Genomic DNA, 14,378 nt, shown 5'->3' with positions numbered 1-14,378 from the left:
TGCTCAAAAATGATCAAAATGTTGTCGATATAAGTAATGTAAACAGATTGCGGAACCTCCTTAATGTATCGTATGATAACTATACAATTAAACCATTTTAAATAAGGTAATTAATATAGAGGAGGATCATCGTGAATACAACGATTTATGATGTAGCAAGAGAAGCAGGAGTATCAATGGCAACCGTTTCTCGTGTTGTCAATGGAAACCCAAATGTAAAACCTGCAACAAGAAAAAAAGTAATGGAGGCAATCGAACAACTCGGATACAGGCCGAATGCTGTAGCTAGAGGGTTGGCTAGTAAGAAAACAACAACAGTAGGTGTAATTATCCCTGACATTTCTAGTATTTTCTTTGCAGAATTGGCTCGCGGAATTGAAGATATTGCGACAATGTATAAATATAACATTATTTTATGTAATTCAGATCAAAACAAAGAAAAGGAAATTCGCCTGATTAATACGTTGTTAGAAAAGCAAGTGGACGGTATTGTCTTCATGGGTGGACAAATTACAGATGAACATGCTGCACAATTTAAGAATTCTCCAGTACCTGTTGTACTTGCAGCAACATTAGACTCTGAAAAAACGATTCCATCTGTTGTTATCGATTATCAACAAGCTGTTTATGATGCAATTAATCATTTAATATCAGAAGGCCATAAAAATATCGGAATGTTATCAGGACCACTTGAAGATCCAGTAAATGGGTATCAAAAGTTTGCAGGCTATCGTCAAGCAATTGAAGAAGCTGGTTTAACTTTTAACGATAACATGATTAAAATTGGTGATTACACTTATGACTCCGGAATTGAAGCGATGCAGAGCTTCTTAGAGATTAAAGAAAAACCGACTGCTATTTTTGCATCAACGGATGAAATGGCACTTGGTATTATTCACGGGGCACAAGATAGAGGTTATGAAGTTCCAAAAGACTTTGAAGTCATTGGTTTTGACAATACTCGATTAGCAACAATGGTTCGCCCTACCTTAACGACAGTTGTACAACCTATGTACGATATCGGGGCTGTTTCGATGCGGTTATTAACAAAATTTATGAACAAAGAAGAAGTTACAGACCATATTGTCGTCCTGCCACATCGGATAGAGTTTCGAGATTCTACCGTTCAAAAGGAAAGTTAACTCTCAAACACTTTAGCTATAAGTGGTAGGTGGACATAGTCAGGGAGAGGATTATGAAGAAGTTTGATATTTTAACGGTTATAGGTATTTTTGTAGGAATTTCAGTACTATTATTAGCAATTTTCTCAAATGCTGGTCCATCTGGAGTTGTATTTTTCATTCAAATTGCTTCAATCTTAATCGTTTTTGGGGGTACATTAGCTGCTACGGTGATCAATTTTACGATAGCGGACGTGAAATTACTGCCAAAAGTATTTATGGAGGCTTTCCGTCATGAAGAACATGATTTAAATAAGTTAATCGACACATTTGTTGATTTATCAGGAAAAGCAAGGCGGGAAGGGCTATTAGCATTAGAAGCAGGTTTAGAGGAAGTAGAGGACCCTTTTATTAAAAAAGGGGTGCTACTTGCAGTTGACGGAATTGAACCCGATGTTATTAAGGACATTATGATGGCTGAAGTAATCGCTATGGAAGAAAGGCACCGTAAAGGTAGGGCGATCATTTTAAAAATGGGGGAATATGCTCCTGCATGGGGAATGATCGGGACTTTGATCGGTCTTGTTCTTATGTTACAAAATTTAAATGATCCAACGACACTTGGACCAAATATGGCTGTCGCACTATTAACCACTTTATATGGAACGGTTTTAGCTAATCTAGTTTTCTTACCAATTGCTGCTAAATTAGAAAATAAGACAGAAGAAGAAGTGTTTGTGAAACAAATTATCGTTGAAGGTGTCATTGGTGTTCAATCAGGCCAAAACCCGAAAATTTTAGAAGAAAAATTAAGTGCCTTCATTCCAAAAGGTAAAAAAGTAAATGCAAACGAAGAGACGAGTGATTTAAATGTTGAATCGTAGACGTCCTAAAGAAGATAAAGGTGCTCCAAAATGGATGGTCACTTTTTCGGATTTAATGACTCTTATTCTAGTATTCTTTATTCTATTATTTTCAATGTCTGTAGTAGATGCTGAAAAATTTAGGGCGATAGCAGAATCGTTTCAACAGCGGCAAGTGCTAGACTTCCTTCCATCAGCAATTGAGTTTGAGACACCGAGAGAAGAAAGAGGCGAGCAGCGAAAAGACCCTTTTGATGAAGGGAAATTTGGTGAAGAACAAGATGTTAATATGGACGAGCTTCTAGAAGAAGTTCAGGAATTCCTGGAGATGAATGATTTAACTGAATTAATATCAGCAACTCGTGATGATCGCGGGGTCGTACTCGTATTACAAGAGCGAACGTTATTTGCCACAGCTGAAGCTGATGTGCTGGTAGATGCTAAACCATTTTTGGACAAAGTCGGCACGTTGTTAGTGGCTATTCCCAATATGGTAAAGGTTGAAGGTCATACGGATTCTAGACCGATATCAACGTATCGTTATCCATCCAACTGGGAGTTATCTGGTGCTCGCGCGAGTAGTGTCATTCGTTACCTTGTCGACAATCACAATCTGGAGGCTAACCGTTTTATGGCAACCGGTTATGGTGATACACGTCCAGTTGTTCCTAATACAACGGTTGAGAACTTACAAACGAATCGTCGGGTGGTCATTGTAATCTCTGACCCTGCATATGACGCTGAAGATACATTTTAAGGTTGACCCTTCGGTCGCCTTTTTTGTTTGCTTAGGCTCTTTTATCAAAGAGAGAGATTGTTGCTATTTCCTTTTGGACCGTTAATCAAACGGAAGCTTGATTTTCACCATCTATCGGAAAGGCTCTTTATTATGAAAATCTTTTTCGACAGTATCACTGATAAATGATGTTTAACTAATATATAATAAGCATATTCGTACAAGTTATCACTAGGTTGAAACGTCTGAAGTTAGTTTACAATAAACCACAGTCATTAAAATAATAAACGCTATTATAGTTGGAGGATTTAGGTATGGTAATTGGAATTATTGGTGCAATGAATGAGGAAATTGAACTGATGAAAGAAGAAATGGACATTAAGAGTGAAACGAAAATTGCAAGAAACACCTTCTATTCAGGAACGATGGGCAATCATAAAATTGTTCTTTGTAAATCTGGAGTAGGGAAAGTAAATGCTGCACTGACAACCCAAATCTTAATTGACCATTTTCAAACGGAAAAGATTATTTTTACAGGTGTAGCTGGAGCACTTGATCCAAGCCTAAATGTGGGGGACATCGTGATATCAACGAGTGCTCTTCAGCATGACATTGATGCTAGTCCATTAGGCTTCAAACGTGGCGAAATCCCAATGTTTGAACATACGTCTGATTTTCCTGCAGATGTTTCACTCATTGAGTTAGCAACAAAAGCATCGGAACAGTTAAACATACAAGTTATTAAAGGACGAGTATTAAGTGGAGATCAGTTTATTGCGAGTCAGGAACTTGTTCAGGAGCTTCAAGATACATTCGCAGGAGCTTGTGTGGAAATGGAAGGTTCGGCTGTTGCCCAAGTGGCGATGTTAAATGACATTCCATATGTCATTATTCGTTCGATTTCTGACAAAGCAAATGGCGAAGCAAAGATGAGCTTTAACGAATTTGTTGAGGTAGCAGCAAAGCAATCGAATTTCATTGTCAAAGCGATGTTAGAGCATATGGAATAACAGAAAGTGATGAATAATAAGAAAATAACAGGCGAGGATTTACCTCTGCCTGTTATTTTTGAGTCTGTGTATCCTTTATCTCATACGGAGGGCTCCAGTCCCTACGTCGCTAACCGGTCGCTTCCGCTTTTCTACTGTCTAGCTGCAGGCGCCATCGGCTCGAGGTCGCTTCGGTCCATCAAGCGTGTCTAAAGAGCGAGCCACTTATTGCTGGCCCTCCAGCGCTTGTCGCCGATAAGCAGGCGCCTTCCGCTTTTCTATCATGATTGCGTTTTCATTTCTCGGCGTATGTGATATAGAGCTTTTTCAACTGTTTTATGATTTTTTTCTACAATTTCGGGTTTTCTTGGGATTTCTGGATATAGATTTTCTGGGTCTTCCCAAGTCGTAGTTAAAGATACAGGTGCTTTGTCATTCCACTCATCCAACCATGCTTGAGGAAGTGGTCCTTGCGCTAAGTGAAGTTGGTTTGTCATTTCTAACCAAACCATAGACCAAGCCCGTGGTACGACTCTCCATATGTCATAACCACCGCCGCCTACGGCAATCCAGCGTCCATCACAGTATTCGTGTGCTAATTCATGAGCTAGCTTCGGAATAAAACGGTAGGTCTCAATCGTTGAACAGAGGTGAGTTAAAGGATCATAATAATGAGCATCTGCACCGTTTTGAGTAATAATGACATCTGGCTTAAAAAACTCGATGACCTCACGAAAAGCAGTTTCATAGGCTTTCATAAACGATTCATCTTCAGTAAACGCATCTAATGGTATATTAATAGAAAAGCCGTAACCTTCCCCTTGACCTTTTTCACTCACATGGCCTGTTCCGGGAAATAAGTAACGGCCCGTTTCATGAATAGAAAAAGTACACACGTCACGGTCATCATAAAATGCCCATTGAACACCATCGCCATGATGAGCATCCGTATCGACGTAAAGAACTCTGGCACCGTACTTCTGTTTCATATATTCAATAGCGATGGAACTATCATTATAAATACAAAAACCTGATGCCTTACCACGAAATCCGTGATGAAGACCACCGCCTAGATTCATCGCATGCTTCACTTTATTTTCCATAACGAGATCACAAGCGGTAAGCGTCCCACCAACGAGTAGGGAAGCAGCTTCGTGCATATTTTCAAACATTGGAGTATCCTCAGTACCAAGCCCATAATTGTTGGCAATCCCAATGCTTAATTCACCTTTACCAGCTGCTTTAACGGCATCGATATAAGCCTTATCATGAATAAGAGCAATTTCTTCATCTGTTGCCATCCTTGGCTTAACAATTTGATGATCATGAATAGCATTTAATTTTCTTAACATATCGTATACTAGATTTAACCTTAAATGATTGAAGGGGTGATCTTTACTAAATTTATAGGAGAGTTGATCTTCGGAATAAATAAATGCTACATCTTTATTCATAGGCCTATACCTGGAATGTTTGGCCAAAGCACTTTATAGCCTTCTTTTTCGATTGCTTCAATAATCCCCCTTGGATCCATCGTTTGTACACGGAATGTTAAGACTTTATAATTCGGATCATCACTATAAGGGTAAACGAGTACACTTGTAATGTTGACTTTTCTCTCTTTAAAAATATGAGCGATATCCGCAAGTTTTCCGGTAATGTTTTCAACAAGAACATCAATTTGTGAACTTGGTTGATGTGCTCCCATTAATTCGACTAATGTGTGGAGAATATCAGTTTCTGTAATAATTCCAATCAGTTTATCATCTTCAGTAATAGGTAAGCACCCAATGTTATGCTCATAAAAAATAGCAGAAACTTCAGCAACAAAGTCTAGGCGATGGGCCGTAATCACATTTGTTGTCATAATCTCAGTTACCGGTTTTAAAAAGTCTTCTTTATGTTCATCTGCATGAAAAATAGAAGGACTTGCATCACGTATATCGCGATTAGTTACAATTCCAAGGATATGCATTTCATCATCTACAATTGGTATATGGCGAATTCGATTTTTATTCATTATCTCAATTGCATCTTGAATGGTTGCTGTGGCCTTTAATGTGGTAATGCCAATATTCATTATTTCTTCTACAATCATTTGTAAGCACCCTTTCACTGAGAACAAAGTTACTATGATTTAATCCTATGAATTATTAATACATAAAGCGATTTTTAAAGCGTAGACGGTCAAACTTTTCAATCGACTCACTATCGACACGACTACCGATACGAACCATGAGACAATTCGCAGGATGTGAACAAATTTCAGGGTCGTCAGTAGCATACCAAACGAGCCCGCCGGCATGCATCATTTTTTCCATAACTTTTCGGTAGTCCCATACCGATAATCCACTTCCTTTTAAATCCCAATGCCAATAGTATTCAGTCGTAATGATAATGTAGTCTTCCATTGCATCATCCATTACAGATAATCTTAGTAGGTTTTTTCCTATTTGTATACCACGGTACTCTCTGGCAACTTCAATTGCACCTAATTCAATTAAGTTTTCTATTTTTCCTTCAGACCATCGCTCTAGAGGGTCAGGATAAACAAATGTTACATACCCGATAATTTGATTTCCATCTCGAGCAATATTAATTCTACCCTCTGGCAAATCAGCAATTCCAATTAAAGCTTTTTTTTGCTGTTCTGGAGTTCTAAAAGCAGTTAATCCAGGGTGGTAATCTAATTTTTCAATTTCTGATCCGCTAATTGGACCTTCAATCACAATGGTTCGATCTTCAAATGGTATTTCTGTACGATAATACGTTTTTACATGGTTCAATGTGGTAACCACCTTTAAAAAAACTTAAAAATTATTCAGTCCTTACTTCAACATCATTATACATGAATCATATTACAAAAGCGTTGCATCGAGCAATTGACACAAAAAGTTTACACAATTTAATCTAATCGGTAAAATATTAAAATTCCAAAACTTCCAAATAATAATTGAAGAAATATTCTAACTATAATATAATAAATTCAGAAAGTAGGGAAATTCATGTAGAGAGGAAGATGGTAAATGAACGTGCAAGCGCTTCCAGCAACGAAAGGTAACCACAATCTAGTAAGTTATGAAGAAACAGCTACAAATTTTGATTGGAGTACAGTTGAAAAAGAATTTTCTTGGAGTACAACAGGTAAGGTAAATATGGCATATGAAGCCATTGATCGTCATGCCTTTTCTGATAAAAAAGATAAAGTGGCACTTTACTATAGTGACGCAAAACGTGATGAGAAATATACATTTGAACAAATGAGCCAAATGTCTAACCGTGCGGGTAACGTTTTGAAAAGCGTAGGGGTAGAGAAAGGTGATCGTGTTTTTATTTTCATGCCACGTTCTCCAGAACTATATTTTTCTGTACTTGGGGCTATTAAACTAGGTGCAATTGTTGGTCCATTATTCGAAGCTTTTATGGAGGGGGCTGTACGTGATCGTCTAGAAGATAGTGCAGCAAAAGTTTTAGTAACTACGCCAGATCTTCTTGAACGTGTCCCAGTAGGGGATCTTCCAAATCTAGAAACAGTATTGATTATTGGTGATAATGTAAAAGAAGAAGGTCCAATTAAGGACTTTAATAAATTAATGCAAGAAGCAAGTAGTGAATTAGAAATTACATGGGTAGATCGTGAAGATGGACTAATTCTTCATTACACTTCGGGTTCAACAGGTAAGCCAAAAGGTGTACTTCACGTTCATAACGCAATGATTCAACACTATCAAACAGCTAGATGGGTATTAGATTTACAAGATGATGATGTATATTGGTGTACAGCTGATCCGGGTTGGGTAACAGGAACATCATATGGAATTTTTGGTCCATGGTTATGTGGTGTAACAAACGTCATTCGTGGGGGACGTTTTAGCCCTCAAGACTGGTATGAAACATTACAGCGTTATCAAGTATCTGTTTGGTACAGTGCACCAACCGCGTTCCGTATGCTCATGAGTGCTGGAGATGAGCTTGTTAAGCAGTATGATTTATCAAATATTCGTCATATTCTTTCTGTAGGTGAGCCTCTAAACCCTGAAGTAGTTCGTTGGGGATCTAAAGTATTTGATCTACGTATCCATGATACTTGGTGGATGACTGAAACGGGCGCTCAGCTTATCTGTAATTATCCTTGTATGGATATTAAGCCTGGATCAATGGGTAAACCAATTCCAGGAGTAAAAGCGGCTATTATTGATGATCAAGGAAACGAATTACCGCCAAATCGTATGGGGAACTTAGCGATTGCTAAAGGATGGCCTTCTATGATGAGAACGATTTGGAATAATGAAGAGAAGTACGAAAGTTATTTTGAAATTAAAGGATGGTATGTATCAGGTGACTCGGCCTATATGGATGAGGAAGGTTATTTCTGGTTCCAAGGACGAATTGACGATGTCATTATGACTGCAGGTGAACGTGTTGGCCCATTTGAAGTAGAAAGTAAATTAATTGAGCACCCAGCTGTAGCAGAGGCGGGAGTTATTGGAAAGCCAGATCCTGTTCGTGGGGAGATTATTAAAGCCTTTATCGCTTTACGCGAAGGTTATGAGCAAAATGATGAATTGATCGAGGAAATTCGTAACTTCGTGAAAAAAGGTCTTGCAGCACATGCAGCACCGCGTGAAATTGAATTCCGTGAAAAACTTCCGAAAACAAGAAGTGGAAAAATTATGCGCCGTGTTCTTAAAGCTTGGGAACTGGATTTACCAACTGGTGACTTATCTACAATGGAAGATTAATAGAAGGGAGGCTAACTTCAGTTAGTCTCTTTTTTAGTTTCGGTTTAGTCGATATAAAAAAAATTTAATGAATAACAAAAAAGAAGAGGCTGACATTTTATCAGCCTCTTTGGATATTTAACCATTATTTTCACTTCCACCTGACTCTGAAGGAGGTTTTGGTGTTGTTGGTTTTCTAGGGTCTTCATTATCGTCGGACGGTGGTTTTGGCTTTTTATCTTCGTCTTCTTTCTTATCTTTCTTAGGCTCTTTTTCTTCTTTTTCCTCTTTCAGTGGTTCCGCACTCCAATTATCACCTTTAGCAATATTCGATGCAGGAGATTCTTTGCCCGCAACGTCAACCGCAGTTACATAGTAGGCATAAGAACCTGAATTAATGTTGTGGGAAGTAGTAGCACTTCCTTTAACACTAGCAATAAGCTTAAATTGATCGGATCCATTTGGTGCTTGATATATTCGGTATCCAACGATGTCATTTTCATTTTGTTTACCCCAGCTTAATGTTGAACCACTTAAGCTGACATTATTAACGGCAGAAGGTTGCTTTCCGTTATGTTTTGCTTTTCGATCAGGTATCACATTGCTTAATTGGTTTTGAAGAGAACCGCTCAATCTATATGTTTCGATATACTCTTCTTTAATCATAACTCCACTAAAAGTGAACTCATTCGGTGTATTATCTAACGCTACATAAGGTTGGTCATCAATTAAAACATAATTCACTTTTTGTAAGCTGTCATCCACTTTAGTTGGCGCAAATTTAGCATTAAAGAGGTCTGTTTTTACTAAACCAGCTTCTTTACACAAATCAGAAGGAAGCAATCCAGATACGCCACAAATGGCTCTAGAAACAATTCCATCTGGCATTTGGAAGTTATGGCCTGGGGACATGACTTCTGGTCGAACATCATAGGCTGCATTGGCAATGTTTGCCCAAATTTGTTGTGTACGTTGGCTGTAGCTTAGGCCCGCTATCGGTTCTCGCTTGATTTCTTTTGGTGTATCATAACCAATCCAGACGCTCATTGTGACATTAGGATTGGTAGCAACAAACCAGACATCATAAAAGTCTTGAGTTGTCCCCGTTTTACCTGCCCAATCAGCTCTAAATTTTAATCTCCCTGGCAATGAGCTTGCAGTTCCTCCACGTAACACATCACGCATCATATCAATCATTAAGTAAGATGTTTGTGGTGAGAACACTTCAACTTCTTCGATTTGATGTTCGAAAATAACTTCGCCGTCTTTCGTTTCAATTCTATCAATCATATGAGAAGGAATGTATTTTCCTCCATTTGCGAAAGTAGCGTATGCATTTGTATTATTTTCAACTGTTACATTGTGATCTATTGCTCCAAGAGCTGCAGCTTCATATGGTTCACCTGGATTTAATCGAAAGCCCATTTTCAATAAAGTTTCACGGCTTTTTTCGTGCGGTGCCATCCATAAACCCCGAACCGCTGTCGTGTTCTGTGATGTCTTAAGTGCTTCTCGGACAGTAATTAATCCGCGGTGGCTTCTATTGAAATTATTTACCTGACGCGATGAATCCGATTTATAAAATGTAGGTACATCAGGTATGATATGTCCTGGTTGAAGTGCCCCGATATCCATTGCCGGTCCATAAGCTAGAAGAGGTTTCATCGTCGAGCCGTTTGGACGACGGGCATTTGTTGCATGGTTTAACTGTTCACGTTCAAAATCTCGACCACCGACAAAACCTAAAATGGCTCCTGTTCGGTTTTCAATTAACATCGAACCAACTTCCTCAGGTTCACCATCTTTAGTTGGTCCAAAAAAACGTTCATCTTTTATCGCTTCGTTCATCGCATCATGGATTTCTTTATCAATCGTTGTATGAATACGATAACCATTCTGTCGTAAGTCAACTCGAGCTTTGGCTGCATGTTTGTTAATGATTTCTAGTCTTTCTTCGGCATCTAGCTGTTCGAGTTCAATTCCTTCTTCTAATACATATTGGTTAGTTAAAATGTTAACCGCTCTCTCAACAACTTCATCGGCTATATACGGATATTCATCCCTAATACTTGGTGTTGCTGCTGTTAAGTTGGCACGAATATCATAATTTAATGCTTCTTGATATTCTTGTTCAGTAATATGTCCACCTTCATGCATTCTTCTTAGAACTGTTTTCATCCGGTTGATACCAGGATCTAGATTTTCTTTAACTACGACTTTTCCTTCACTGCGATAAAACGGTGTGTACCCAAAAGGACTTTGTGGTAATCCCGCAATGAATGCCGCTTGTGGAATACTTAAATCTTTAGCATCAACGCCGAAAATACCTTGCGCAGCAGCTTGAACACCTGCAATGTTTCGACCATTGGCATTTCTTCCGAACGGTACAATGTTTAAATATGCTTCGAGTATTTCATCTTTTTCAAAAAAGTGCTCTAAGCGCATCGCAAGTACGATTTCACGAGCTTTTCGGTCAAAAGAAACTTCGCTCGTTAATATTTGATTTTTTACTAATTGTTGTGTGAGTGTACTTCCACCTGTTTGCAGGGAAGCGTTAGTAAATTCTTGGAACGTTGCACGCATGATGGCTTTTGGTACAATTCCTTCGTGCTCATAAAAATATTCGTCTTCTGTAGCAATAATGGCATTAATCAGATGAGAAGAAATATCTTCTAAAGGAATTTCCCGTCGTTCTAGATCCGTAGGAAGTTCACCTAGATAGACATCATTAGCAAAGTATATTTCGCTTACTTCCTCATAATTGTAAATGTCTTTTTTCATCGCTTCATAACTTCTTAATTGCTCATCTTTTACAAGGGATGCAAAGAAGCCAGCTCCTGCACCACCTACAAAAAACATCGAAATAACCCCAAATACAAGAAAAACTAAAAATATGTTCCAAACGACTTGATATGTAATATCGAGATTACTTAAGATTTTTTTGCGTCTTAAGAAGTTAACCACCTGTTCACATTTACTGGATAAAGTATTTAATAGATTTCTCATAGATAAGAACCTCCTAAACTTCAAACAATATTATACCATATTTAAATTTGTCATTAATATGGTTTTTCTGCCACATTGTATAGTCAAAGATTGACATTAGAAAATAATTATGTTAAAAAGAGAAGGATAATAAATATTTATTGCATTGATTAGTTTTCAGTAGTAGTCTCTCCCTGTTTTAGAGAGCCGATGGATGGTGTGAATCGGTACAAAGAGTAACTATGAATTACAAACTAGGAGCAATCTGTTATGACTATTCATAACAGGCGGATTAATTCCGTTATCATGTGAAGTGGAAGATCAATGTTCTTCAAGAAGGGTGGTACCGCGAGATTTCTCGTCCCTTTTTGAGGGACTTTTTTTATTTGGCTGTTTTCGTATACTTTGTTGCCATTGGACCGTTTTTTGAATATAAATCAGCCCTAATGGATAAATTCATCTATCCATCTGGCTGATTTATATTCAAAAGCTTCACGCTAAAGCGTGAAGAACCAAGCTTTCGCTTGATTACGGTCCAATAGCTAAAAGCAACATCCTTTTAGAAAAGAGCCTTTTATTTTTACAAGCTCTGTTAATGTACAGGTGTTGATTTGAGTTGTTTTAATCATTGAATGGATTTCACTAATGACTAAAACAACGACTTTCATTCAAATGGTGTTAACATAGCTAATTTCCGGGCTAATAATTCATAAAAAATAGGAGTGGAACAAATGGAGTTATTGAAGGATTTGCAATTTCGCGGATTAGTTAATCAAGTGACAGATGAAGAGGGGTTAGCTAAGCAGTTAAGTGAAGAGCAAGTAACGTTATATTGTGGGTTTGATCCTACGGCAGATAGTTTGCACATCGGACACCTGCTTACGGTTCTCACATTAAGAAGATTTCAATTAGCCGGTCATAAGCCGCTAGCACTTGTTGGTGGTGCTACTGGTCTTATTGGCGATCCAAGTGGTAAAAAAGCAGAGAGAACGTTAAACGAAAAAGAGATCGTTGAACAATTTACAGAAGGAATTAAAGGACAGTTGTCCCGCTTTCTTGATTTTGAAGGTGAATCAGGGGCTAAGTTAGTCAATAACTATGACTGGATTGGCAAACTTGATGTAATTACGTTTTTAAGAGATGTAGGTAAGAACTTTGGGATTAACTATATGTTAGCTAAAGATTCTGTAGAGTCACGTATTTCTTCAGGGATTTCTTTTACTGAGTTTAGCTACATGATCTTACAGTCGTACGATTTCCTTAACTTATACCAAAATGAAAACTGTAAACTTCAAATTGGTGGAAGTGACCAATGGGGAAATATCACAGCGGGTCTAGAGTTAATTAGAAAATCATTAGGTGATCAAGAAAAAGCGTTTGGTTTCACCATCCCGTTAGTTACAAAAGCAGATGGCACTAAGTTTGGTAAAACAGAAGGTGGAGCCATTTGGTTAGACCCAGAAAAAACAACACCATACGAATTTTACCAATTCTTAATCAATACAGATGACCGTGATGTCATTAAGTTTATTAAGTACTTCACATTCCTATCACACGATGAAATTAACGAGTTAGAAAAAGCAGTTGATACAGAGCCGCACTTACGCCTTGCACAACGCAGACTTGCAGAGGAGTTAACTAAAACAGTTCATGGAGAAGAGGCGCTAGCACAAGCCATTCGAATTTCCGATGCTTTATTTAGTGGAGATATTAAGAACTTGAGTGCTAATGAAATTAAGCAAGGTTTTAAAGATGTTCCTTCTTATACTTGTGAAAATGAAAATATGGCATTAGTTGATTTATTAGTAGCAGCTAAAGTTTCACCTTCTAAACGTCAAGCCCGTGAAGATATTCAAAATGGTGCCATTTACATTAATGGTGAAAGATGTACGGATGTAGGTCGTCTTTTACAAACAGAAGATAAAATTGAAGGACAATTTACGATTATTCGCCGCGGGAAGAAGAAGTACTACTTAATTCAATATTAAAAATTAGTTAAGTATGTAGAGCAGGCTGACTTGGTTAGTCTGCTTTTTATTTTCAAAAAACGGTCCAAAAGCAACAAAGTTTACGAAAACAGCCTAATACTAAGAAAAATAGAAAACAAAAAAGAACGACTGGAATAATCCAATCGTTCTCATTGTTATTAACGAGAGTAGAACTCTACGATTAGTGCTTCTGTAATTTCAGCAGGAAGCTCAGAACGTTCTGGTAAACGAGTGAAAGTTCCTTCTAACTTTTCAGCGTCGAAAGAGATATATCCAGGAACGAAGTTGTTCACTTCAATAGCTTCTTTAACAGCAGACAAGTTTTGAGATTTTTCACGAAGAGTAATTGTTTGACCAGGTTTTACGCGGTATGAAGGAATATCAACACGTCCTCCATCAACCATTACGTGACCGTGGTTCACAAGCTGACGTGCTCCACGACGAGTACGAGCAAGACCCATGCGGTAAACTAAGTTATCAAGGCGAGACTCAAGTAAGATCATGAAGTTTTCACCGTGGATACCAGGCATTTTACCAGCATCGTCGAAAATACGACGGAATTGACGCTCATTTACTCCGAACATGTGACGAAGCTTTTGCTTTTCTTGTAATTGTAAACCGTACTCTGAGAATTTCTTACGTTGGTTAGGACCGTGTTGTCCTGGTGCGTAAGGGCGTTTTTCTAATTCTTTACCAGTACCGCTTAATGAGATACCTAAACGACGAGATAATTTCCAAGATGGACCTGTATAACGAGCCATGAATGACTCCTCCTTTGTTATTTTGTTTGAGCAAAACAACAACAGTTGTGGCAATCTCCTGAAATGGTCATTTTGCTTTCATGCACCTTCGCTTCGACAGCGTGAAGTTACGCGATGCACCTCAACACAATCACCAGCCGCTGAATTGAGGAACAAAATGTGAGGGTCCAAATCAAGCTTACCTTGGCTGTCATATTTCACACAAATGCTATTA

11 protein-coding genes and 1 other annotated feature are annotated in these 14,378 nt (G+C 38.2%); of the genes, 6 read left to right on the top strand and 5 right to left on the bottom strand.

Annotated features, from left to right (window positions below; translation table 11 throughout):
- Nucleotides 1-131: 131 nt before the first annotated feature.
- From ccpA to ACNSTQ_RS07255, 4 genes are all read left to right on the top strand, one after another.
- On the top strand, nucleotides 132-1,142 hold the full coding sequence (ccpA, locus tag ACNSTQ_RS07270; RefSeq protein WP_418199190.1) for a catabolite control protein A: 1,011 nt from the start codon (nucleotides 132-134) through the stop codon (nucleotides 1,140-1,142).
- A 53-nt stretch (nucleotides 1,143-1,195) separates the two neighbouring features.
- On the top strand, nucleotides 1,196-2,005 hold the full coding sequence (gene motP, locus ACNSTQ_RS07265) for a flagellar motor protein MotP (RefSeq protein ID WP_418199189.1): 810 nt from the start codon (nucleotides 1,196-1,198) through the stop codon (nucleotides 2,003-2,005).
- Nucleotides 1,995-2,741, top strand: a complete 747-nt coding sequence (gene motS / locus ACNSTQ_RS07260) for a flagellar motor protein MotS (RefSeq protein ID WP_418199310.1) — start codon at nucleotides 1,995-1,997, stop codon at nucleotides 2,739-2,741. Before motP ends, motS begins: the two co-directional genes overlap by 11 nt.
- A gap of 293 nt (nucleotides 2,742-3,034) precedes the next feature.
- On the top strand, nucleotides 3,035-3,730 hold the full coding sequence (locus ACNSTQ_RS07255; protein WP_418199188.1) for a 5'-methylthioadenosine/adenosylhomocysteine nucleosidase: 696 nt from the start codon (nucleotides 3,035-3,037) through the stop codon (nucleotides 3,728-3,730).
- Between the two features lie 260 nt (nucleotides 3,731-3,990).
- On the opposite strand, the gene ACNSTQ_RS07250 is transcribed toward ACNSTQ_RS07255, so the two are convergent.
- From ACNSTQ_RS07250 to ACNSTQ_RS07240, 3 genes are read right to left on the bottom strand one after another with little or no spacing between them, the layout of a single operon-like run.
- Nucleotides 3,991-5,163 (bottom strand): acetoin utilization protein AcuC, encoded by a 1,173-nt coding sequence (locus ACNSTQ_RS07250; protein WP_418199187.1) that lies wholly within the window; start codon nucleotides 5,161-5,163, stop codon nucleotides 3,991-3,993.
- On the bottom strand, nucleotides 5,160-5,807 hold the full coding sequence (locus ACNSTQ_RS07245; RefSeq protein WP_418199186.1) for an acetoin utilization AcuB family protein: 648 nt from the start codon (nucleotides 5,805-5,807) through the stop codon (nucleotides 5,160-5,162). Before ACNSTQ_RS07245 ends, ACNSTQ_RS07250 begins: the two co-directional genes overlap by 4 nt.
- A 55-nt stretch (nucleotides 5,808-5,862) precedes the next feature.
- The gene (locus ACNSTQ_RS07240; protein ID WP_418199185.1) at nucleotides 5,863-6,495 is read right to left on the bottom strand and encodes a GNAT family N-acetyltransferase; all 633 of its coding nucleotides are present in this window, start codon (nucleotides 6,493-6,495) and stop codon (nucleotides 5,863-5,865) included.
- Between the two features lie 240 nt (nucleotides 6,496-6,735).
- On the opposite strand from ACNSTQ_RS07240, the gene acsA reads away from it, so the two are divergent.
- Nucleotides 6,736-8,451, top strand: a complete 1,716-nt coding sequence (gene acsA, locus ACNSTQ_RS07235) for an acetate--CoA ligase (RefSeq protein WP_418199184.1) — start codon at nucleotides 6,736-6,738, stop codon at nucleotides 8,449-8,451.
- 117 nt (nucleotides 8,452-8,568) lie between these two features.
- Here the strand turns inward: acsA and ACNSTQ_RS07230 are convergent, their stop codons facing one another.
- Entirely contained in the window at nucleotides 8,569-11,436 is a 2,868-nt protein-coding gene (locus ACNSTQ_RS07230; RefSeq protein WP_418199183.1) for a transglycosylase domain-containing protein, read from the bottom strand.
- Nucleotides 11,437-11,572: 136 nt separating this feature from the next.
- Nucleotides 11,573-11,784: a binding site (T-box leader), on the top strand.
- 362 nt (nucleotides 11,785-12,146) lie between these two features.
- Here ACNSTQ_RS07230 and tyrS point away from each other — a divergent pair.
- Nucleotides 12,147-13,403: a tyrosine--tRNA ligase gene (tyrS, locus tag ACNSTQ_RS07225; protein WP_418199182.1), complete on the top strand. Its 1,257-nt coding sequence runs from the start codon at nucleotides 12,147-12,149 to the stop codon at nucleotides 13,401-13,403.
- 158 nt (nucleotides 13,404-13,561) lie between these two features.
- Here the strand turns inward: tyrS and rpsD are convergent, their stop codons facing one another.
- Nucleotides 13,562-14,164, bottom strand: coding sequence for a 30S ribosomal protein S4 (gene rpsD / locus ACNSTQ_RS07220; RefSeq protein ID WP_418199181.1), 603 nt, complete (start codon nucleotides 14,162-14,164; stop codon nucleotides 13,562-13,564).
- Between the last annotated feature and the right edge of the window lie 214 nt (nucleotides 14,165-14,378).

Source organism: Alkalihalobacterium sp. APHAB7, from assembly GCF_048323755.1.
Classification (GTDB): Bacteria; Bacillota; Bacilli; order Bacillales; family Bacillaceae_F; genus Alkalihalobacterium.
The sequence above is the reverse complement of the archived record's forward strand: the minus strand, read 5'-3'. Positions and strand labels throughout refer to the sequence as shown.

Excerpts from the sequence above, each read along its gene's own strand:
- motP (WP_418199189.1), top strand. The coding sequence starts at position 1,196 with ATGAAGAAGTTTGATATTTTAACGGTTATAGGTATTTTTGTAGGAATT.
- ACNSTQ_RS07255 (WP_418199188.1), top strand. The coding sequence starts at position 3,035 with ATGGTAATTGGAATTATTGGTGCAATGAATGAGGAAATTGAACTGATG.
- ACNSTQ_RS07250 (WP_418199187.1), bottom strand. The coding sequence starts at position 5,163 with ATGAATAAAGATGTAGCATTTATTTATTCCGAAGATCAACTCTCCTAT.
- ACNSTQ_RS07245 (WP_418199186.1), bottom strand. The coding sequence starts at position 5,807 with ATGATTGTAGAAGAAATAATGAATATTGGCATTACCACATTAAAGGCC.
- acsA (WP_418199184.1), top strand. The coding sequence starts at position 6,736 with ATGAACGTGCAAGCGCTTCCAGCAACGAAAGGTAACCACAATCTAGTA.
- ACNSTQ_RS07230 (WP_418199183.1), bottom strand. The coding sequence starts at position 11,436 with ATGAGAAATCTATTAAATACTTTATCCAGTAAATGTGAACAGGTGGTT.
- tyrS (WP_418199182.1), top strand. The coding sequence starts at position 12,147 with ATGGAGTTATTGAAGGATTTGCAATTTCGCGGATTAGTTAATCAAGTG.
- rpsD (WP_418199181.1), bottom strand. The coding sequence starts at position 14,164 with ATGGCTCGTTATACAGGTCCATCTTGGAAATTATCTCGTCGTTTAGGT.